The 19,243-nt window shown below is 75.9% G+C and carries 15 protein-coding genes and 3 pseudogenes; 6 read left to right on the forward strand and 12 right to left on the reverse strand.

Annotated elements, in window-relative coordinates; genetic code table 11:
* The first annotated feature begins 198 nt into the window (after window positions 1-198).
* On the forward strand, window positions 199-876 hold the full coding sequence (locus IHE55_RS03155) for a TetR/AcrR family transcriptional regulator (protein WP_197987616.1): 678 nt from the start codon (window positions 199-201) through the stop codon (window positions 874-876).
* Between the two features lie 498 nt (window positions 877-1,374).
* Window positions 1,375-2,031 (forward strand): DUF4865 family protein, encoded by a 657-nt coding sequence (locus IHE55_RS03160; RefSeq protein WP_197987617.1) that lies wholly within the window; start codon window positions 1,375-1,377, stop codon window positions 2,029-2,031.
* Between the two features lie 207 nt (window positions 2,032-2,238).
* Here IHE55_RS03160 and IHE55_RS03165 read toward each other — a convergent pair whose 3' ends face one another.
* Together IHE55_RS03165 and IHE55_RS03170 are read right to left on the reverse strand one after the other, a co-directional pair.
* Window positions 2,239-3,468 (reverse strand): ROK family protein, encoded by a 1,230-nt coding sequence (locus tag IHE55_RS03165; protein WP_197987618.1) that lies wholly within the window; start codon window positions 3,466-3,468, stop codon window positions 2,239-2,241.
* Between the two features lie 270 nt (window positions 3,469-3,738).
* A complete protein-coding gene (locus IHE55_RS03170; RefSeq protein WP_197987619.1) occupies window positions 3,739-4,197 on the reverse strand; it encodes a DUF4383 domain-containing protein in 459 nt (152 codons plus the stop codon).
* A 664-nt stretch (window positions 4,198-4,861) separates the two neighbouring features.
* Between IHE55_RS03170 and IHE55_RS03175 the strand changes: the two genes are divergently transcribed.
* Window positions 4,862-5,104, forward strand: coding sequence for a hypothetical protein (locus IHE55_RS03175; RefSeq protein WP_197987620.1), 243 nt, complete (start codon window positions 4,862-4,864; stop codon window positions 5,102-5,104).
* Window positions 5,101-5,997, forward strand: a complete 897-nt coding sequence (locus IHE55_RS03180; RefSeq protein WP_197987621.1) for a DUF2797 domain-containing protein — start codon at window positions 5,101-5,103, stop codon at window positions 5,995-5,997. The genes IHE55_RS03175 and IHE55_RS03180 overlap by 4 nt, the downstream gene beginning before the upstream one ends.
* Before the next feature lie 351 nt (window positions 5,998-6,348).
* Here the strand turns inward: IHE55_RS03180 and IHE55_RS03185 are convergent, their stop codons facing one another.
* The 3 genes and pseudogenes from IHE55_RS03185 to IHE55_RS03195 all read right to left on the reverse strand — a co-directional run bounded on the left by IHE55_RS03185 (window position 6,349) and on the right by IHE55_RS03195 (window position 9,447).
* Complete coding sequence (locus IHE55_RS03185) at window positions 6,349-7,011, reverse strand: response regulator transcription factor (RefSeq protein WP_197991754.1); 663 nt, start codon at window positions 7,009-7,011, stop codon at window positions 6,349-6,351.
* A gap of 313 nt (window positions 7,012-7,324) precedes the next feature.
* Window positions 7,325-8,650 (reverse strand): annotated as a pseudogene (locus IHE55_RS03190) (sensor histidine kinase); the annotation flags it as partial.
* Between the two features lie 59 nt (window positions 8,651-8,709).
* Window positions 8,710-9,447, reverse strand: a complete 738-nt coding sequence (locus IHE55_RS03195) for a TetR/AcrR family transcriptional regulator (protein WP_197987623.1) — start codon at window positions 9,445-9,447, stop codon at window positions 8,710-8,712.
* Window positions 9,448-9,632: 185 nt separating this feature from the next.
* Here IHE55_RS03195 and IHE55_RS03200 point away from each other — a divergent pair, with 185 nt between their 5' ends.
* On the forward strand, window positions 9,633-10,094 hold the full coding sequence (locus IHE55_RS03200) for a nitroreductase/quinone reductase family protein (RefSeq protein ID WP_197987624.1): 462 nt from the start codon (window positions 9,633-9,635) through the stop codon (window positions 10,092-10,094).
* A gap of 612 nt (window positions 10,095-10,706) precedes the next feature.
* Here IHE55_RS03200 and IHE55_RS03205 read toward each other — a convergent pair.
* Window positions 10,707-11,936, reverse strand: coding sequence for a geranylgeranyl reductase family protein (locus IHE55_RS03205; RefSeq protein WP_197987625.1), 1,230 nt, complete (start codon window positions 11,934-11,936; stop codon window positions 10,707-10,709).
* A 154-nt stretch (window positions 11,937-12,090) separates the two neighbouring features.
* Here IHE55_RS03205 and IHE55_RS03210 point away from each other — a divergent pair, with 154 nt between their 5' ends.
* Complete coding sequence (locus IHE55_RS03210; RefSeq protein ID WP_197987626.1) at window positions 12,091-13,446, forward strand: dipeptidase; 1,356 nt, start codon at window positions 12,091-12,093, stop codon at window positions 13,444-13,446.
* 183 nt (window positions 13,447-13,629) lie between these two features.
* Here the strand turns inward: IHE55_RS03210 and IHE55_RS03215 are convergent, their stop codons facing one another.
* From IHE55_RS03215 to IHE55_RS03240, 6 genes and pseudogenes are all read right to left on the reverse strand, one after another.
* Entirely contained in the window at window positions 13,630-14,487 is an 858-nt protein-coding gene (locus IHE55_RS03215) for a carbohydrate ABC transporter permease (RefSeq protein WP_197987627.1), read from the reverse strand.
* A 2-nt stretch (window positions 14,488-14,489) separates the two neighbouring features.
* The gene (locus IHE55_RS03220) at window positions 14,490-15,488 is read right to left on the reverse strand and encodes a carbohydrate ABC transporter permease (protein WP_197987628.1); all 999 of its coding nucleotides are present in this window, start codon (window positions 15,486-15,488) and stop codon (window positions 14,490-14,492) included.
* Window positions 15,485-16,798, reverse strand: a complete 1,314-nt coding sequence (locus IHE55_RS03225) for an extracellular solute-binding protein (RefSeq protein ID WP_197987629.1) — start codon at window positions 16,796-16,798, stop codon at window positions 15,485-15,487. The genes IHE55_RS03220 and IHE55_RS03225 overlap by 4 nt, the downstream gene beginning before the upstream one ends.
* Window positions 16,799-17,223: 425 nt before the next feature.
* Window positions 17,224-18,103, reverse strand: a pseudogene (locus IHE55_RS03230) (ABC transporter substrate-binding protein); the annotation flags it as partial.
* Window positions 18,100-18,908, reverse strand: a pseudogene (locus IHE55_RS03235) (ABC transporter ATP-binding protein). The pseudogenes IHE55_RS03235 and IHE55_RS03230, both read right to left, overlap by 4 nt.
* A complete protein-coding gene (locus IHE55_RS03240; RefSeq protein ID WP_197987630.1) occupies window positions 18,905-19,204 on the reverse strand; it encodes an SHOCT domain-containing protein in 300 nt (99 codons plus the stop codon). The pseudogene IHE55_RS03235 and the gene IHE55_RS03240 overlap by 4 nt, the downstream one beginning before the upstream one ends.
* Between the last annotated feature and the right edge of the window lie 39 nt (window positions 19,205-19,243).

Here is a 19,243-nt window from a genome sequence, read left to right on the forward strand (position 1 = left end):
AGGCGCCCCGGGCCCATCGGTCGGCGCACCGTCCCGTAGCGCCCAGCGCCCCCTGCCCGCGTTGGAGGACACCCGGCGTCGCACGGCCGGCCGTGTCCCGGTGCAGGCCGCATCCCGGGGCAGGCCGCATCCCGGCGCACCGCGCGGGGCACCCGCCGGACGGCCACGGTCAACCACCTGGCCTCTGTACCTACTGGTATGTACAGTGGCCCCATGAGCACTTCCGAACGTCTCATCGCCAGCACCCAGGACCTGCTCTGGGAGCGGGGGTACGTCGGCACCAGCCCGAAGGCCATCCAGGAGCGCGCGGGCGCCGGGCAGGGCAGCATGTACCACCACTTCAGCGGGAAGCCGGGGCTGGCGCTCGCGGCCATCCGGCGGACCGCGGAGCAGATGCGCGCGGCCGCCGAGGCGTCGTTCTCCGGGCCCGGCGGGGCCGGTGACCGCCTCCGCGGCTACGTACTGCGGGAGCGGGACGTCCTCCGCGGCTGCCCGGTCGGCCGGCTGACGATGGATCCGGAGGTCATCGCCGACCCGGAGCTGCGGCGTCCGGTGGAGGAGACCCTGACATGGCTGCGGGCCAGGCTCGCCGCAATCGTCGAGGAGGGGCGGCGGGACGGCGAGTTTCCCGCCCGGCTGGACCCTGCGGCGACCGCGGCGACGATCGTGGCGACCGTGCAGGGCGGCTACGTGCTGGCCCGCGCGGCAGGTTCCACCGCCCCGTTCGACGCCGCGGTACAGGGCCTGCTCGCCCTGCTGGGAGTGGACGGCGTACCCGAGCCGGACCCCGCACCGGGGCCGGGCGGAGTACCCGGGCCCCCCGGGGCGGCGCCCCGGACCGGCCCGGAGTCCGGGCCGGCGGAAGCGGCCGGCTGAGCCGCCGGGCGCCGCCCGCGCGGTCCCCGGAGCGGTCGCCCCCGCCTCACTTCGCCTGGGGTGCCCCTCGCCACCGGGCCCGCCGGTCTCCCCGGGTGCGCGCCGGCCCGCCGGCGCCATGGCGCTCGCGCCCGGTCCGCTCGCGCCGGTCCGCCGACCCGCGGTTGTCCGGCCCGCCGTTCCCCGGGCGCCGGTACGCCGTTGCCCACCGCCGGTACGCCAAGCCCTGGCGCCCGTACACCGGTCCGCGGCCTCCGTACGCCCCGGCCCCCCGGTCGTCGAGGCGCCGGGACCACTACCGGCCACGCCGGTCCCGCGCCGGTCCGCGGCCGTCCCGTACGTCCCTGCCGACGAGCCCGTGCACCCGTTACCCGCGGGTGCCGTGCGTCCCCCGCTCCCCCGATCACGTCCGTCCCGCCGGCCGTCACCCGTCCCGCCGGTCACATCCGTTCCCCGCGCCCCGGGCCGTCCGGCCCGCCGACAGGAGGCAGTTCCGCCATGCACGCCATGCAGTACCGCATCACCCTGCCCGCCGACTACGACATGGACATCATCCGGCGCCGGGTGGCCACCCGCGGCCACCTGCTGGACGACTTCCCCGGACTCGGGCTCAAGGCCTACGGCATCCAGGAGCGCGGGGTGGACGGCGCGTCCGTCAACAGCTACGCGCCCTTCTACCTGTGGGCGGACCCGGAGGCGATGAACCGCTTCCTGTGGGGTGCCGGGTTCCGGGGCGTCGTCGAGGACTTCGGTCGCCCCACCGTCGAGCACTGGGTGGGACTCGCCTTCGAACCCGGCCCGGCCGTGTCGGAGCGTCCGCACACGGCGGTGCGCCGGGTGGAGCCGGTGCCGCCGGGCACCGATCCCGCCACCGCCGTGGCGCAGGCGCTGGCCCGTACCCGGGAGCGCGCCCGGTCGGCGGGGGTGCACTCCGCGGCGCTGGCGATCGACCCCCGGCACTGGGAACTGCTCCACTTCACGCTCCGGCTGGACACCGGTGCCGGGGCGCCCGGCTCTGCGCCCGACGGGTCGTACACCCCGGTGGCGGACGGGTCGCAGGAGGCCGGCGCACCGGACGGGGCCGGGGAACGCTTCCGGGTGCTCCACCTGTCGGCACCGGGACTGGCCGACCTGCGCCCCGGGCGGCATTGGTGACCCTGTAGGCCCCCACCGCGCCCGGCGGTAGGCCCTCACCCGGCCCGGCGATGCGCCGCCGGGCGCACCGGGCGGCTGCGAAGGCGCCCTGCCACCGGCTCCCGACCCGCGCGCCCTGCCCCGTGGCCGCCGTGCCCGGGCGGGCCGCCGGACCTCCTCGTCCCGGTGCCGGCCCCGGGCCCGGAGGAAGCGCGTCCGGGCCGGGGGTCAGCCGGTGGTCGCGGCGGCCTCGGCGCCGGTCAGCGCCTCCAGGGGGTCGTCCAGCACCGGCTGCCAGGCCAGCTCGGCCGCCCCCACCAGGCTGTTGTGGTCCAGCACGCACGGCATGATCGGCACCACGCCGCTCCGCCCCCACAGGCTCCGCTCGGTCACCCGGGCGCGCAGTCGCTCCGGATCGGCGCGGAGCAGGTCGCGGTGGAGCCCGCCGAGGATGATGCGGTCCGGATTGAGGATGTTCACCAGCCCGGCCAGCCCCAGCCCCAGCCGGTCGATCAGCTGGTGGGCGGCGGCCCGTACCGCCGGCTCGTGGTAGCTGTCCCGCAGCAGGGTGCGGGCCTGGTGCAGCAGTGACCCCTCCGGGCCCGGCACGTGTCCGGCCACGGTCAGGAAGGTGAGCGGGTCCGCCTCGATGTCCAGGCACCCCCGGTTGCCGCAGTGGCAGGACGGGCCGTCCGGGTTGACCGTCAGGTGTCCGACCTCCAGGGCGAGTCCGGAGCTGCCGGTGTGCAGCCTGCCGTCGAGCACCAGGGCGCCGCCGACCCCGCGGTGTCCGGTCGCGACGCACAGCAGGTGGCGCGCGCCACGCCCGGCGCCGTGCCGGTGCTCGGCGAGCGCGGCGAGGTTGACGTCGTTCCCCGTGAACCCGGTGAACCCGATGCCGGCGGCGGCCAGGCTGCGGCTGAACAGGGCGCCGACCGGGGCGCCCGCGGCCCAGGCCAGGTGCAGCGGGTTCAGCGCCGTGCCCTCCGGCTCGGCGACCGCGGACGGCACGGCCAGCCCGGCCCCGACGCAGCGGCGGCCGGTCTCCCGCAGCAGCCCGGCACCGGCCTCGACCACCGCGTCCAGCACCCGGGCCGGATCGGCGGGCACCGTCATACAGCCCGGCGCGGTCGCCACGATCCGGCCGCCGAGCCCCACCAGCGCGGCCCGGAACCCGTCCGCGTGGACCTGGGCGGCGAGCACCACCGGCCCGCCCGGTGCGATGGCCAGCCGGTGCGAGGGGCGGCCCTGCCCACCGGTGGCCCCGCCCGGCCGGGGGTCCACCTGGATCAGGCCGAGCGCCTCCAGTTCCGCGGCGACCGCGCCGGCGGTCGCGCGGGTCACGCCGAGTTCGGCGGTGAGGACCGCCCGGGTGGGCGCCCGTCCGGTGTGTACGAGCGCCAGCGCCGGGCCGAGGGCGCTGCGGCCCCGCTCCAACCTTGTCCGTGTCTGGGTCACGGTCCCATTCTCACGTGGGGCGCAGCCCCGGCAAAAAAGCGCCACCACCGGCCGCCGGGGGCCGGAACCGATCCCTTACCCGCCGGTATCCCATCCACCCCGACGGCCCCGCGGCCGGTGACCGGGTTGTCCCGGCACGTGCCGGCGGCCGGGGTCGTACGGCCCGGGGCGGGCCGTACGCGGGAGGGGCGGTGGCGGGCCCGCCTGCCGGCGGCCGTCGGCCCGGCGGCACTGCCGGTACCGGGCGCCGCGAGCCGCTGCTCCCCCGCGTCACACGGCGGTACGTCCGGCGCCGGACCGGCGGCCGAGCAGGGCGCCCAGGGCGATCATGCCGAGGCCGAGCAGCAGGTGGAGCCAGTTGTCGGCGGTGTTCACCGGCACGAAGTTCGCGTCGCTGTCATGGTCGATGACCAGGCCGTACAGCCACAGCACCAGGTAGACGGCGCCTCCGGCCAGGAGGTACAGCCGCGCCTGTGCGGCGGTCCGGGACAGCGCCAGTCCGGCGACGCCGAAGGCGAGGTGGACGAGGTTGTGCAGGATCGACACCTGGAAGAGGCCGAGCAGTTCGGCGTCGGAGTGGTGGGCGGCGAACTCCATGGTGTCGTAGTGCGTGGTGACGCCGGGGACGAAACCGAGGACACCGACCAGCAGGAAGACCGCTCCGACGGCCAGGGCGGCCTGCTGGACCGGTGTCCGGGCGGTGCGCGAGGGACGGGCGTGGGTGGCCATGGGCACTCCCTATTTCCATCATCAGGAAGGCGGGCCCGGCTGTCCGGTCCGCCACAGCTGTGTCCGGGTGCCCCCGAACGTCGCAGGCATGTCGGACCGCCCCTCCGGGGTGCCGGTCGTGGCGCTGAGCCACGGCAGAGGCACACCCGGTCCGTCCCGGACCCCTGACGACGTGCGGTGCGTCACGGAGCGGGAGGGTTCCCGCGGCCGGGGGATCTGCGCTTCGACCGGGCCCTGCCGTTCGCCCGGGGCCCGCCGGGGGCCACCAGCCGTCCGGTCGGCGCCGGCACCGCACGCCGGCACCGCACGCCGCGCACCACACGCACGTCGGAGGCCGGCGGTGCCCCGTCCGGTCCGCCGGGCCCACTGCACCGAGGCTGCCCGGTTCCGCGCCCTGCCCGGTCGCCGGGCTGTGCGGTGCCGCGTCACGGGGCCCGGTCGACCCTCCGGGGCCGCCACCGCCGCCCGTGTCCTGGCCGGCGCCCCCCTCGTCAGCCCCTCCGGGCGCGGACGGCAGCCGGCGTCCCCCGCGTCGTCGGCCCCGCGGGCGCGGGACGGGGGCCGGCGGGCAGGGCCCCGGCGCGGGGCGGCCGGTAGATTGGAGGCGCGCGTCGGCGGGGAGACGTACGCCGGCGCGCCCGCGCCGGAAGGGACGAGTGAGGCCATGGCGACCCGGGACCGGGTGGAGCGTGACGCGCCCACGGCGAGGATCGCCCGCGCGGCCGTGGCCTGTGCCGTGCCGGCCGGAGCGTCCCTCGTGGTGGCCGCCGCGCCGGCCCTCTGCGGTGACCTCGGCGCGACCCGGTCCGCCACCCGGGTGACGGCCCGGTCGCTCGCCGTGGCCGCCCGGTTCCGCTCCCGGATGGCGCGGGCGGCGAGCGGGTTCCCCGGAAGGTGGCGCCGATGACCGGCTGGTGCTGCGACGGGCTGCGCTGGTCCGCCGGGGGCGCCGGGCTGGTGTGGCGTCACCCCGGACACGGCGAGCGCGTCTCCCCGCTGAGCCCGGGACGTCCCGTGGCGTTCCGCACCGGCGCGCGCCGGGGGTGTACGGGGGTGCGGCGGGGCGCTCGGCACACGCCGTGCCCCACGGACGCGGAGGTGCCCGCCGCCGCGGTCGCCGCCCGCTGCCCGGAGTGCGCCCGGCTGGACCGGAGTTACTCGGTGGCCGCCGACACCCGCGCCGACGATCCGCGCCCCTACGACGTCTACCTGGCCTGGTTCGCTCCCGGCCTGATCAAGGTGGGCATCACCGCCACCGAACGGGAGGGGGCCCGGCTGCGGGAGCAGGGGGCGCTGTCCTTCACCCTGCTGGGGCGCGGGCCGCTGATGGCCGCCCGGAGGGCGGAGGCGGTGCTCGGCACGGCGCTCGGGGTGCCGGACCGGTTCCCGTACGCGGCCCGCCGGGCCGCCCGCCACGCTCCGCCGGGCCCGTCGGAGCGCGCCGCCGAACTTCTCGCGCTGCACGCCCGGGCGTGCGCGCTGCGCACGCTGCCCGAGTCGCTGACACCGCTGCCCGCCGAACCGGTCCACCACGACGCGGTGTTCGGCCTGGACCGGCTGCGGGAGGCCGCCCCGGCCGCCGGCGTCCTGCGGCTCGCGCCCGGCCGCACGGTGGCGGGCACGGTGGTGGCGGTGGCCGGCCCGGATGTGTATCTGGCCGGGGCCGGCGGGCGGACCGTACTGCTGGACGTCCGGCAGCTGCCCGGCTGGCCGCTGTCGGCCGCGGACCCCACCGCCGCGACGACCGCCGAGGTCGTCCCGCCGCCCACGGCCGAGCCGGAGACCGCCGCCCTGTTCTGACCCCCGGCCGCCTGTCCCGTACCTCCGGCCGTGCCACGGCGGGCCCCGCCCGTCCCGCCGGAGACCGGCGCCCTCATTTGCGACCCCGGTCGCGGACCCCGGCCGTTCCGACGGCGGACCTCCACCGTCCCGACGCGGACCCCGGCCGTTCCGACGGCGGATCGGTGACGCCGGCGCCGCACGCCCCCGGCCCCCCACGCCCCCAGCCCCCGTGACAGGCCGACCCGCCGTACCCGGGTGTCCGGCACCGGCCGGGCGCCCCGGCGCTACGCCGGGCGGCGGACGGTGGCGCCCGGTACGGCGGGCGGCGGGGGCCGGAAGTGGCGCCGGGCACGGCGGGCGCCGGGTGGGTCAGCCGAGCCAGCCGGGCCGGACCAGGCCCGTCTCGTAGGCGAGGACGACGAGTTGGGCACGGTCGCGCGCGCCCAGTTTCACCATGGTGCGGCTCACATGGGTCTTCGCGGTGAGCGGGCTCACCACCAGGCGGCGGGCGATCTCCTCGTTGGTCAGCCCGATGCCGACCAGGGCCATCACCTCCCGCTCCCGTTCGGTGAGCCGGGCCAGCCGGTCGCCGCCCGCCGGCTGCTTGGAGCGGGCGGCGAACTCGGCGATCAGACGGCGGGTGACGCTCGGCGACAGCAGGGCGTCGCCGCCCACCACGGCCCGTACCGCGCGCAGCAGTTCGTCCGGTTCGGTGTCCTTGACCAGGAACCCGGAGGCGCCCGAGCGGATCGCCTCGAAGACGTACTCGTCGAGTTCGAAGGTGGTGAGCATCACCACCTTCACCCGGTCGAGTTCCGGGGCGCCGGTGATCCGGCGGGTGGCCGCCAGCCCGTCGAGCACCGGCATCCGGATGTCCATCAGCACCACGTCCGGGCGGAGGGAGGCGACCTGGGCCACGGCCGCCTCACCGTCGGCCGCCTCACCGACCACCGAGATGTCCGGCTGGGCATCGAGCAGGGCGCGGAACCCCGCGCGCACCAGCACCTGGTCGTCGGCGAGGAGTACCCGGATCGCCCCGCCTGCGTCGTCGGTCACGGATGCTCCCTCTTCCACGTCCACCGTTGTCGTTCCTCGTCCCGGTCACCGGCCGTACCGTCACGGGCTGCACGGCCACCGGCCGCACGGTCACCGGTCTCCCGCTCCCCCGCGCCCGGACCGCCGTGTTCCGGACCGCTCGCCGAGGGCGCGCGGCCCCGGGACCTCGCCACCGCGTCGCCCGTTCCCGCGCCCGCCGCCTTGGCCGCCCCCGCCCGGCCGCGCGGACCCGCCGGAGGCCGGGGGCTCGCCCGGGCCGGGGGTCGCGTCCGGTTCCGGGGCGGTCCCGGGTGACCGGCAGCCGGGCCCGGACCCGGAATCCGCCGTCCGGCCGCGGGCCGGCCCGCACCGTACCGCCGAGCGCGGCGGCCCGTTCGCGCATCCCGACCAGGCCGTTGCCCCCGCCGGTGGTGGCGCCGGTCGCCGGGCCGTCGTCGTCGACGGTGATCTCCAGGCCCCCGGCGGCGTACCGCAGCCGCACCCGCGCGGCCCGGGAACCGGAGTGGCGGACGATGTTGGTGAGGGCCTCCTGCACGATACGGAAGGCGGCCAGGTCCGCGCCCGGCGGCAGCGCGGTGCGGGTGCCCTCCACCGCGATGTCCACGGCCAGCCCGGCGCCCGCGGCCTGTTCGGCCAGTTCGTCCAGCCGGGCCAGCCCGGGCGCGGGCGCGCGCGGCGCGGCGCCCGGCGTCCGGAGCATGCCGAGGACCTGGCGCACCTCGCCCAGCGCCTCCTTGCTCGCCGCCTTGATGGTGGTCAGCGCCGCCCGGGCCTGCTCCGGGTCCTGGTCGAGCAGCGCCAGTCCCACCCCCGCCTGGACGTTGATCACGGAGATGCTGTGGGCCAGGACGTCGTGCAGCTCCCGGGCGATCCGCAGCCGCTCCTCGTCCGCCCGGCGGCGCTCGGCCTCGGCGCGCTCCGCTCGCTCCCGGGCCCACTGCTCCCGGCGGGCGCGGAGGAGTTCGGCGGCGGCCGGGACCGCCACCGCCCAGGCCCCCACGGCCAGTTCCTGGGTCCAGGGGGCGGCGCCGTCCCCCGGCGGTGGCAGCCACCGGTGGAGCCAGTGCCCGATCAGCAGGTGTCCGGCCCACACCGTGCCGATGGCGGCCCAGGCCGCGTGGCGGTGCCCGGCGGCGACCGCGGCGAAGCAGGCGACGACGAAGGCGAGGATCACCGGCCCGTAGGGGAATCCCGCGCCCAGGTACACCAGCAGTCCGGCGGCGGTGCCGGCCACGGTGAGCACCGGGTGCCGGTACCGCAGGACGGTCAGCGCCGGGAGGAGCACGAGCAGCACCGCGGCGAGCGGGTCCAGTGCCTCGCGGTCGGGCTGGCCCTGCGCCGCGAAACGGCTGCCGACCACGGTGATCGCGGTCAGCGCCAGGGTGCTCCGCCAGGGCAGCCCGGTCACCTCGCCGCCCCCGGCACCCGGCCCGTCCCCACCGCACGGTCCGCCCCCGGCCTCCGGGCCGCCGCCCGGCCGGCCGCCGCTGTCCAACCCGCGCCCGCCGGGGCCCTCCGCGCCGTCCGACCGGCGGGTGACCCACCGCTCGGGCCCGGGGAGCGTCCACCGCCGCCCCGGTCCGCCGCGCCGCCACCGTGCCCGTACCCGCTCCATGGCGGCCACGCTAGACCGGGCCGGGGTCCGGCGGCGTCCGCCGGCCGCGGGCATCCGGGCTACTCCCCGGGGAGTACGGCCCCCGCCTGCCGCGGCGGGGCGTCCGCCAGCCCGGCGCCGCGCGCCAGGTCCGCCACGGCGCGGGTGAAGAACTCCTCCCGCGCCCCCACGATGCCGTGGAAATGACCGAACACCTCGAAGCTCACCAGGCCGAAGAGCTGTGCCCAGGCGGCGACGAGCCGGGCCAGGACCGCGGCCGGCAGCTCGACGCCGAGTTCTCCGGCGAGGTGGCGGGCGTCGGCCAGCAGCGGTTCGGGCACCTCCCCGGCCGCCGGTTCCCGCAGCGCTCCGGCGGCACGGGCCGCGCGGACCACCTCGATGAGGGCCAGCGCGACCCGGCCGGCCGGGAGGTTGGTGTCCTGGGGTGCCGAGTAACCGGGCACCGGCGAGCCGTAGATGAGGGCGTACTCGTGCGGATGGGCCAGCGCCCAGGCCCGTACCGCCGTGCACACCGCGGTCCAGCGGCCGGCCGGGGCCTCCCCCTCGGAGGTGGCGAGGGCGGTCTCCGCGGCGGCGCCGATCGCGTCGTAGGCGTCGACGATCAGGGCGGTCAGCAGCTCGTCCCGGCTGCGGTAGTAGCGGTACAGCGCCGAGGAGACCATGCCCAGCTCCCGGGCGACGGCGCGCAGGGACAGCTCGCCCGCGCCGCGCTCGGCGAGCTGTCTGCGGGCCTCTTCCTTGATGGCCGCGGTGACCTCGGTACGGGCCCGTTCCCTGGCCCCTCGGATGGCACTCATGACGCCCAGTCTGCCATGAACGAGAGCGGCGGACGGAAACGAGAGCAGTGCTCTTGCCCTGCGAAGGAAAAGCGTGCACACTGATCTCAAGCGAGAGCACTGCTCTGACAGTGCGATCCGGAGTCGTCCCCGGGCGGGACGGCACCGGCGCACCACGACGATCCGCCCCAGGCGAGGAGAATCAGATGACCCGGCACACCGCGTACTACGTGAAGTCCGGCCGGATGGAGACCGCCCTGGTCCACCGGCCCATCGCCTGGCTGGTCCGGCGCGGGATCACCCTCAACGGCAAGAGCGAGCTGGCCGTCCGCGGCCGTACCAGCGGGGAGTGGCGGACGGTGCCGGTGAACCCGCTCCCCCTGGGCGGGCACCGGTACCTGGTCGCCCCGCGCGGCACCACCCAGTGGGTGCGGAACCTGCGGGCGGCCGGCGGCGGCGAGCTGCGGGTGGGCCGGCGCGCCGAGCCGTTCACCGCCGTGGAGATCACCGACGAGGAGAAGCCGGCCGTGCTCCACGCCTACCTCGACCGCTGGGGCCGGGAGGTCGGGCGGTTCTTCGACGGGGTGGGCGCCGGTTCGCCGCCGGAGGAGCTGCGGCGGATCGCGCCCCGGCACCCGGTCTTCCGGATCGCCCCGGTCCCGGCGTGAGGCCCGGTGACGCCCCGGTGCCGCCGGGGCGTGGCCCGAAGGCGCCCGCACCCGGCGGGTGCACGGGGCGCTGCGGAGGGGTCCGGCACCGGGGTCCCGCGCCCCGGACGACGGCCGCGGGCCTTGCCGTACGCTCGTCGTCCCCGCAGGACGGTCGTCGTCCCGGCAGGACGCTCGCCCCCATGGGAGACGGTCGCGCCCACGCAGGACGCTCGCCGCCCACGGGAGACGGTCGCGCCCGGGGCGCGGGGGCCGCCCCGCCAGGCGCTTCCGGCGGGCCCGGACTCGCCCGTCACCCGCCCCCGGCGGCGGGACCGTACAAACCGCCCGCCCCCGCCGGGCCGTACGGACGAACCAGCACCGGACCGGACCCGCGGCACCGGACCGGACCCGCGGCGCCGGATGCCCCCGCGGCCCCGCTGATCCCGCAGCCCCACAAGCCCGCGGCACCCCGAACCCCGCGGCGCCGTGAGCACCCCGGCGCGGCGCGGAAGAGCCCCCGGCCCGCCGGGGCCACCGTGCGGGGGCGGCCCCGGCCCGGCGCGAAGGCGCCCCGGGGCGTCGAAGGCTCCGGGGCGCACGCCCGTGGGGGACCCGCCGGCCCGGCGGGGGTCAGCCGCGGTCGAGCGCGGTGACCGCGCGCCGCGCGGCGGGGTGGGTACGGACGATCTCGGCCAGCGTGGTGGAGCCGCGGGTGATCTTCGTGAAGGCGCGCCAGGCGGGCCGGAAGCCGGTGAGCGCGGCGTGGAACACCCCGGGCCGGCGGGCGAACGCCCCGTACAGCCGGCGGCCCACGCCCATCTCCACACCCAGTCCGGCCTTGATGGCGAAGGCGTAGTTCAGCGCCTGCCGGCGGGCGTCCACCGCGTCGTGCGCCTCGGCGATGCGCACCGCCCACTCCCCCGCCAGCCGCCCGGAGCGCAGCGCGAAGGAGATGCCCTCCCGGGTCCACGGCTCCAGCAGCCCGGCGGCGTCCCCGCAGACCAGGACCCGGCCCCGGGACAGCGGCGAGTCGTCCGCGCGGCAGCGCGTGAGGTGGCCCGAGGAGATGCTCGGCTCGAAGCCGGCCAGACCCAGCCGGGCGATGAAGTCCTCCAGGTAGCGCTTGGTGCCCGCGCCCTCCCCGCGCGCCGAGATCACGCCGACGGTGAGGGTGTCGCCCTTGGGGAAGACCCAGCCGTAACTGCCCGGGATCGGGCCCCAGTCGATGAGCACCCGGCCCGCCCAGTCCTCGGCGACGGTCGGCGGGACCGGGATCTCCGCCTCCAGCCCGAGGTCCACCTGGTCCAGCTTGACCCCGACGTGCGCCCCTATCCGGCTGGCGCTGCCGTCCGCGCCGACCACCGCGCGGGCCAGCACCGTCTCCCCGTCGGCGAGGACCACCGCGACGGTCCGCCGGTCCGGGACGGCCGGGCCGTGCTGCTCCACCCGGGTCACCGCGGTGCCGGTACGGACCTCCGCGCCCGCCTCCTTGGCCGCCTCGACCAGCGCGGCGTCGAACTCGGGCCGGTTGATGAGGGAGAACAGCGGCTGCTTGGACCGGCGGGTGCGGGAGAGCTTGCCGTTGAGGGAGAACGTCACGGCGTGCACGCGCTCCCGCAGCGGGAGTTCGAAGCCCGGCGGCAGGGCCTCGCGGGACGGGCCGATGATGCCGCCGCCGCAGGTCTTGTAGCGGGGCAGCTCGGCCTTCTCCAGCAGCAGCACCCGGCGCCCGGCGCAGGCGGCCGCGTAGGCCGCGGAGGCGCCCGCCGGACCGGCTCCGACCACCACGACATCCCAGACCGGCCGGTCACCACGCCCCGCCGCGGAGGTCTCGTTCCCGGTTGCGCTGTCGCTGCTCACGTGTGCTTCCGCTCCCACTCGACCGACCCGAACACCTGATCCGACTACCGCCGCATCCTACGTCCCGCCGGTCCGCCGACCGCCTGTGGGATGATCTGCGGCACATCAAGTTCGTACATACGTGCCCAACGCTGTGCATCCCAGGAGCGTCCCCATGGATCTGGCCGAGTCCGTCGCATCCCTGCTTCCCCGTGCCCGCACCGAGCTGGCCGAATTCGTGGCCTTCCGGTCGGTCGCGGACGAGGCCCAGTTCCCCCGGAGCGAGTGCGAGGGCGCCGCCCGCTGGGCCGCCGACGCGCTGCGCGCCGAGGGTTTCCAGGACGTCGCGCTGCTGGACACCCCGGACGGGACCCAGTCGGTGTACGGCCACCTGCCCGGACCGGCCGGCGCCCCGACCGTGCTGCTCTACGCCCACTACGACGTGCAGCCGCCGCTGGACGAGGACGCCTGGCTCTCCCCGCCGTTCGAGCTGACCGAGCGGGACGGTCGCTGGTACGGGCGGGGCGCCGCCGACTGCAAGGGCGGCCTGATCATGCACCTGATCGCGCTGCGGGCGCTGAAGGCGACCGGGGGCATCCCGGTCGGCGTCAAGGTGATCGTGGAGGGCTCCGAGGAGCAGGGCACCGGCGGTCTGGAGCGGTACGCCGAGGAGCACCCGGAGCTGCTCACCGCCGACACCATCGTGATCGGCGACTGCGGGAACTTCCGGGTCGGGCTCCCCACGGTCACCGCCACCCTGCGCGGGATGACCATGGTGCGGGTGGAGGTGGACACGCTCGCCGGCAACCTGCACTCCGGGCAGTTCGGCGGGGCGGCCCCGGACGCGCTGGCCGCGCTGATCCGCATCCTGGACTCGCTGCGCGCCGAGGACGGCTCCACCACGGTCGCCGGCCTGGCCGCGGACGCCGAGTGGGACGGGCTGCAGTACCCCGAGGAGGACTTCCGCCGGGACGCCAAGGTGCTGGACGGCGTGGAGCTGATCGGTTCCGGCACCGTCGCCGACCGGATCTGGGCGCGTCCGGCGGTGACCGTGATCGGCATCGACTGCCCGCCGGTCATCGGCGCCACCCCCTCGGTGCAGGCGGGCGCACGGGCGCTGGTCAGCCTGCGGGTGCCGCCGGGCACCGATGCCGCCGAGGCGACCAAGCTGCTCACCGCGCACCTGGAGAACGCCGCCCCGTGGGGCGCCCGGGTGCGGGTGGAGCAGGTCGGCCAGGGGCAGCCGTTCCGGGCGGACACCAGCAGCCCGGCGTACACCGCGATGAGCGAGGCGATGCGGGAGGCGTACGACGGCATCCCGATGGCGATCGCCGGACAGGGCGGCTCCATCCCGCTGTGCAACACCCTCGCCGCGCTCTACCCCGAGGCGGAGATCCTGCTCATCGGGCTGAGCGAGCCGGAGGCGCAGATCCACGCGGTCAACGAGAGCGTCTCGCCGGAGGAGCTGGAGCGGCTGTCGCTCACCGAGGCGCTGTTCCTGCGCAAGTACGCGGCGTCCCGGGCGGGCTGACCGCGCGCGCCGCGTCCCGGCCGGAAACGTCCCAGGCCCCGGGGGTGGCGTGCCACCCCCGGGGCCTGGGACGTCCGGCCGGACCGGCCCCCGGAACCGCGGGGCACCGGAGGACCGAACGGTTCCGAGGACCGCACGGCCCCCGGGACCGCCGCGCGGCCCCGGGACCCGCCGGTGTCCTTCCTATTCCTTCACCGCGCCGCCCAGCCCGGAGACCAGCCGCCGCTGGACCAGGACGAAGAAGATCAGCACCGGGATGGTCATGAGGGTGGACGCGGCCATGATGCCGCCCCAGTCGTTGCCCTCGTCCTTGAAGAAGACCAGCAGCGCCATCGGCAGGGTGGAGTTCTCGGTGTCGCTGATGATGAAGGTGCGGGCGAAGAGGAAGTCGTTCCAGGCGGAGATGAAGGAGAACACGCTCGTCGCCACCAGTCCGGGCAGGACCAGCGGAAAGAGGATCTGCCACAGGAAGCGGGTGCGGCTGGCGCCGTCGAGCGCGGCCTGTTCCTCCAGCGACTCGGGGACGGCCCGCACGAAGCCGCGCAGCATCCAGATCGCGAACGGCAGCGAGAAGGCGATGTGCGGCAGGATCAGCGAACCGAGGGTGTTCAGCCCGATCGCCGGCACGCTCTCCCCCATGTCCCGCATCAGGAAGAACATCGGGATGGTGAGCGCCTCGACCGGCACCATCTGCGCCACCAGGAACATCACCAGCAGCGTGGTGCGGAAGCGGAACTTGAAGCGGGTGACGGCGGTGGCGGCCAGGAAGGCGATCAGCGCGGAGGCGATCACCACCGTCCCGGCCACCAGCAGGCTGTTGAGGAAGTAGCGCCCGAAGTCCTCCTGGTCCAGCACGCGCCGGAAGGCGTCCAGCGAGGGGTGCAGGGTCCAGGGCCGGGGCTCGGTGGACTGCACCTCACCGGCCGGCTTCAGTGCCGACAGCACCATCCAGTACAGCGGGAAGGCGACGACGGCGGCCACCAGCAGGGCGGTCGCCTCGGCCACCAGCCGCCAGGGCTTGCGGATACGCGGGACGCGCACGGTCACAGTTCCTCCCCCCTGCGGCGCAGCAGCCGCAGGTACACCAGCGTCACCACGAGCAGGATGAGCAGCATCACCACGCCGATCGCCGAGCCCAGGCTGTACTGCGACGACGCGAAGGCCTTCTGGTAGGCGTAGACGTTGAGGACCAGGTTCTGACCGGCGACGCCGCCGCCGTCGGTCATCACGTAGATCTGGGTGAAGACCTTGAAGTCCCAGATGATGGACTGGATGGTGACCACGACCAGGATCGGCCGGAGCATCGGCGCCATGACCGCCCGCCAGATGCGCCACTGCGAGGCGCCGTCGAGCGACGCGGCCTCCAGGACCTCCTGGGGGATGGCCTTGATGCCCGCGTAGACGGTCACCATCACGAACGGGAACGAGCACCACACGACCTCGAAGAGCACCAGCGCGAAGGCGCTGTAGCGGCCGTAGGTCCACGAGTAGTCCTGGAACCCGCCGAGCCCGAACCACACCAGGACCCGGTTGACCGGGCCGTAGTCGGGGTCGAAGAGGAAGACCCAGACGGTGGAGCCGGTGATGGCGGGGGTGGCCCAGGCGCCGAGCGCGGCCAGCATCAGCGCCAGCCGGGGCAGCGCGCGGATGCGGGTGAGCAGTACGGCCAGCGCGCAGCCGACGGCGAGGGTGGCGACGACACAGACGGCGGCGAAGACGACGGTGGTGGTCAGCACCTCCCAGAACTGCTCGTCGCCGAAGAGCCGGGTGTAGTTGGCCAGGCCCTCGAAGGTGGTGGGTTCGCCGCCGCTGACCTGGGCCTGGGTGTACTTCAGGAAGGAGATCAGGACGAGTTGGTAGATGGGGTAGAGCAGCAGTCCGCCGAGGACCAGCAGGGCGGGTGCCAGGTAGAGCCAGGGGGTCCACCGCCCGCGCCGGGCGGCGCCGGACCGGCGCCCGTCCCCGCGCTCGGGTCGCTCCGTCACCGCCGGGGCGGCCGCGGCCGCCCCGGCCGGAGCCTTCGCCACGCCTCGGCCGCTCATGAGCGGAACGCCTCGTCCATCTTGTCCGCGGCGGCCCCGGCGGCGTCGTCCACGTCCTTCCGGCCGCTGACGATCTCCTGGAACATGGTGGGCAGGACCAGCCCGGAGTCGATGGACGCCCAGGCGGGTGAGGCGGGCACGAACTTGGTGCCGGCGTCGAGCGTCTTGACGAAGGGGGCGACGAACGGCCTGCGCTTCGCCGCCTCGGCGCGGACGTCGGTGAAGGTGGGCAGGAAGCCCATCGCGTCGAACAGCTCGGCCTGGGTCTCCTTGCCGGCCAGGGACTTCATCAGCTCCACGGCGAGCGTGCGGTGGCCGCTGCTCTTGAGGACGCCGATGTTGTTGCCGCCCGCGAAGGCGGGGGCGATGTCGCCGGGGCGGCGGCCGGGCAGCGGCACCACGGCGTAACGGCCCTTGACCGCGCCGCTCTCCACCGCCTGGTGGTTGAAGTCACCGCCGATGGCCATCCCCGCCTTCCCGGAGGCGAATGCCTGCACCGTGTCGTTGCCGCCCCACTGGGCGCAGGCGGACGCCGGGCAGTTGTGGTCGCCGAAGAGGGAGGTGTAGGCGCGGATGCCGGTGCGGGCGGCCGGGTCGTCGATGGCCGCGGTGTACCGGCCGTCCTTCTCCCGGGCGAGTTCGCCCCCGTTGGCCCAGATGAACGGCATGGCCCCGTAGGTGTACGCGCCGCCGACCGCGAGCCCGTACAGTTCCGGTCGCTCGGCGCGGATGCGCTTCGCCGTCTCCGCCACCTCCGCCAGGGTCCGCGGCACCTCGATGCCCAGCTCCCGGAAGACGTCGGTGCGGTAGTACAGCGCCCGGACGCCGACGAAGAGCGGCGCGCCGTAGACCTTGCCGTCCACGGTGACGGACCGCCGGGCCGTCGGGTCGGTGTCCGCGGTCTCCGGCCAGGCGGCGAACTCCTTGCTGATGTCGGCGAGTCCGCCGTCCTCGACGTACCCGGCGGTGTCGGTGTTGCCGTACTCGATCAGGTCCGGGGCGCTGCTGGGGTCGTTGAAGGCGGCCTTGATCTTCTGGGCCCGGGTGTCGACGGGAATGTAGGAGATGTCCACCTTGACGTCCTGGTGGCGTGCGGTGAAGGCGGCGACGGCCCGGTCCACCACCTTCTCCTTGGGCGCGTTGTCCACCTCCCGGAAGAGCCAGACCCGCAGGGTGCCGCTCTTGGCGTCGCCCTTGGCGCTGTTGTCCGAGGTGGACGGGGCACAGCCGGCGGCGGCGAGCGCCGAGAGCAGCACCGCCGCCATGACCCGGGCCGCCGGCCGGGCGGCGGAGAGGGCGCGGACCTTCATAACAGACCCCCATCTCGTTGCATCATGTGCAACGGGTGTTTCACTGGGCACAACAGGCAGGAGACTAGGCGCGGTTCCGCGCACGAAACAAGAGGTCTGAACCACTTCGGTGGGGCGCCCGCGCCGCACGGGTACGAGGGGTGACGGCCGCACCGCGGTCCCCTCCCGGCCGGCGGGGCCGTGGGAAGGGACCGCGGTGCGGTGGCGGGGCGGCGGGGTTCACTCCGTGCCGATGGCTCGGAGCACGTCGAGCCGCGCGGCGCGCCGGGCCGGCCGGGCCCTCCGCCAGAGGCACGCCGTCCCGGAGGGAGACCGCGACCAGGGTGTCGGAGTCGTGAGTGCGGTGCGGTGCCCAGGCGTCGCGGGTGATCACGTAGTCCCCGGCCAGGTCGTCCCGAGCGTAGACCGCGGCCACCGTGAAGGCCCGCGCCGAGCGTGCGCAGCAGCGCGTTCTCGCGGGTGCGCTGGGCGACGACGGTGGCGAAGGTGTTGTGGATGCTGAAGGTCGCCACCAGCAGCGCGATCCCGGCGAACACCGTCAGCAGCGCGGTGAACATGGTCAGGAAGCGTCCGGAGACCAGGTCCAGGCTTTCCTCTGAGGCCTGGTCGCCGGTGATCGCCTCCACGCCGTCGGGCAGCACCGGCCGTATCCGCGCCACCAGTTCGTCCCGGCCGACGCCGGGGCCGGCCCGCAACTGGATGCTGTCGGCCTTCCCGGGGCCGGAGGTCAGGTACCGCTCGGCGTCGGCCCGGGTGAGTCCGGTGTACGTCGCCGGGCCCATGCCGTCCTCGGTGCCGAAGGTGACGAGGCCGACGACGGTGATCCGGAGCGGTTCGGGGGTGCGCAGCACCGTGGTGTCGCCGATCCGCAGGTCACCCGCCTCGGCGGTGGCGCGGTTGACCACGGCCCCGTTCGCCGTCACGGCCGATGAGCTGGCCGGCGCCCTGGATGCCGGACTCGGCGGCGGCGACGCCCGGCACCCGCTCCAGACGCCGGGCGAGGGCGGCGTCCACCGGTTGGCGGGTGCCCTGGCCCTGGCCGGGGGCGGTGATCGCGTCGGCGCTGCGCACCACGGCGTCGGTGCCCCCGTTGGCGTCGGTGAACAGCGTGTCGAAGCTCGACCGCAGGGTGTCGCCCATCACCAGCGTTCCGGTGAGGAAGGAGACGCCGAGCAGCACGGCGGGGGAGGTACCGGCGAGGCGCCGCCGGTGGGCCCGCAGGGAGGCGCGGGCGATGCGCCAGGTGGCGCGGGCCGCGGCGGCCGCGCCACGGGCCCCGGTGGGCGGGGAGGTTCGGCGGTTCATGGCCGGGCCCCTGGCGCCGAGCCCGGGCGGGTTCCGGACGGCCCGGCGCCGGTGGTCCGGCCGCCGTCCGCCGGCAGGAACCGCTGCATCCGGTCCAGCACGCGTTCGGCGGTCGGTTCCGGCATCCGGTCCACCAGCCGGCCGTCGGCGAGGAAGACCACCTCGTCCGCGTGGGCGGCGGCGACCGGGTCGTGGGTGACCATGACCACCGTCCGGCCCATTTCCCGGACGGCCCGGCCCAGCAGCCGCAGCACCTCCTCGCCGGAGCGGGAGTCCAGGTTTCCGGTCGGCTCGTCGGCGAAGACCACGTCCGGCCGCGCCGCGAAGGCGCGGGCCACCGCCACCCGTTGCTGCTGCCCGCCGGACAGCTCGGACGGGCGGTGGTGGAGCCGTCCGCGGAGCCCGACGATGTCGATCAGGGTGTCCACCCAGGCCCGCTCCCCGGCGTCGGCACGGACGCCCGAAAGGTCCTGGGGCAGGGTGATGTTCTCCGCGACGGTCAGGGTGGGCACCAGGTTGGAGGACTGGAAGACGAAGCCGACGTGCTCCCTGCGGAGCAGGGTCAGCTTCCGGTCGCCGAGCCCGCCCAGCTCGGTGCCCGCGATGTACCTGGAGCCCGAGGTGAGGGTGTCGAGCCCGGCGGCGCAGTGCATCAGGGTGGACTTGCCGGACCCGGACGGCCCGTGATCGCCGTGAAGCGGCCGGCGGGGAAGTCGATGCTCACCCCGTTCAGCGCCCGTACCGAGGTGTCCCCGGATCCGTGGACCTACACGGCGTCCACCACGCGGGCCGCCGCGGCGGTCATGAGTCACCTCCCTCGTGGGACCCGGTGCCTGACCGCTCGTCCAGGACGGCCAGCCGGCGCCGGTACTCGTCCTCGTCGATCTGGCCGGCGGCGAACCGGCGGCCCAGCACGGTGGCCGGCGAGGGACCGTGGCCAGCGCCGTCGCGCGGCCCGTGCCAGGGCGGCCGGCCACGCCATGCGGTGCGGCGCAGCACAAGGACCGCGCCGGCCACCACCAGGGCCCAGACGAGCGGGACCAACAGGATCCACGGGCCCGGTCCGCCGGGCCCGGCGAGGGCCTGTGCCAGGGGTGTCATGTCGCTCAACTCCTCGGTACGAACGCCGGTGCCGGTGCC

Source organism: Streptomyces pactum, from assembly GCF_016031615.1.
GTDB classification, from domain to species: domain Bacteria; phylum Actinomycetota; class Actinomycetes; order Streptomycetales; family Streptomycetaceae; genus Streptomyces; species Streptomyces pactus.

Excerpts from the sequence above, each read along its gene's own strand:
- IHE55_RS03225 (WP_197987629.1), bottom strand. The coding sequence starts at position 16,798 with ATGAAGGTCCGCGCCCTCTCCGCCGCCCGGCCGGCGGCCCGGGTCATG.
- IHE55_RS03160 (WP_197987617.1), top strand. The coding sequence starts at position 1,375 with ATGCACGCCATGCAGTACCGCATCACCCTGCCCGCCGACTACGACATG.
- IHE55_RS03200 (WP_197987624.1), top strand. The coding sequence starts at position 9,633 with ATGACCCGGCACACCGCGTACTACGTGAAGTCCGGCCGGATGGAGACC.
- IHE55_RS03240 (WP_197987630.1), bottom strand. The coding sequence starts at position 19,204 with ATGACACCCCTGGCACAGGCCCTCGCCGGGCCCGGCGGACCGGGCCCG.
- IHE55_RS03180 (WP_197987621.1), top strand. The coding sequence starts at position 5,101 with ATGACCGGCTGGTGCTGCGACGGGCTGCGCTGGTCCGCCGGGGGCGCC.
- IHE55_RS03170 (WP_197987619.1), bottom strand. The coding sequence starts at position 4,197 with ATGGCCACCCACGCCCGTCCCTCGCGCACCGCCCGGACACCGGTCCAG.
- IHE55_RS03155 (WP_197987616.1), top strand. The coding sequence starts at position 199 with ATGTACAGTGGCCCCATGAGCACTTCCGAACGTCTCATCGCCAGCACC.
- IHE55_RS03195 (WP_197987623.1), bottom strand. The coding sequence starts at position 9,447 with ATGAGTGCCATCCGAGGGGCCAGGGAACGGGCCCGTACCGAGGTCACC.
- IHE55_RS03210 (WP_197987626.1), top strand. The coding sequence starts at position 12,091 with ATGGATCTGGCCGAGTCCGTCGCATCCCTGCTTCCCCGTGCCCGCACC.
- IHE55_RS03220 (WP_197987628.1), bottom strand. The coding sequence starts at position 15,488 with ATGAGCGGCCGAGGCGTGGCGAAGGCTCCGGCCGGGGCGGCCGCGGCC.
- IHE55_RS03175 (WP_197987620.1), top strand. The coding sequence starts at position 4,862 with ATGGCGACCCGGGACCGGGTGGAGCGTGACGCGCCCACGGCGAGGATC.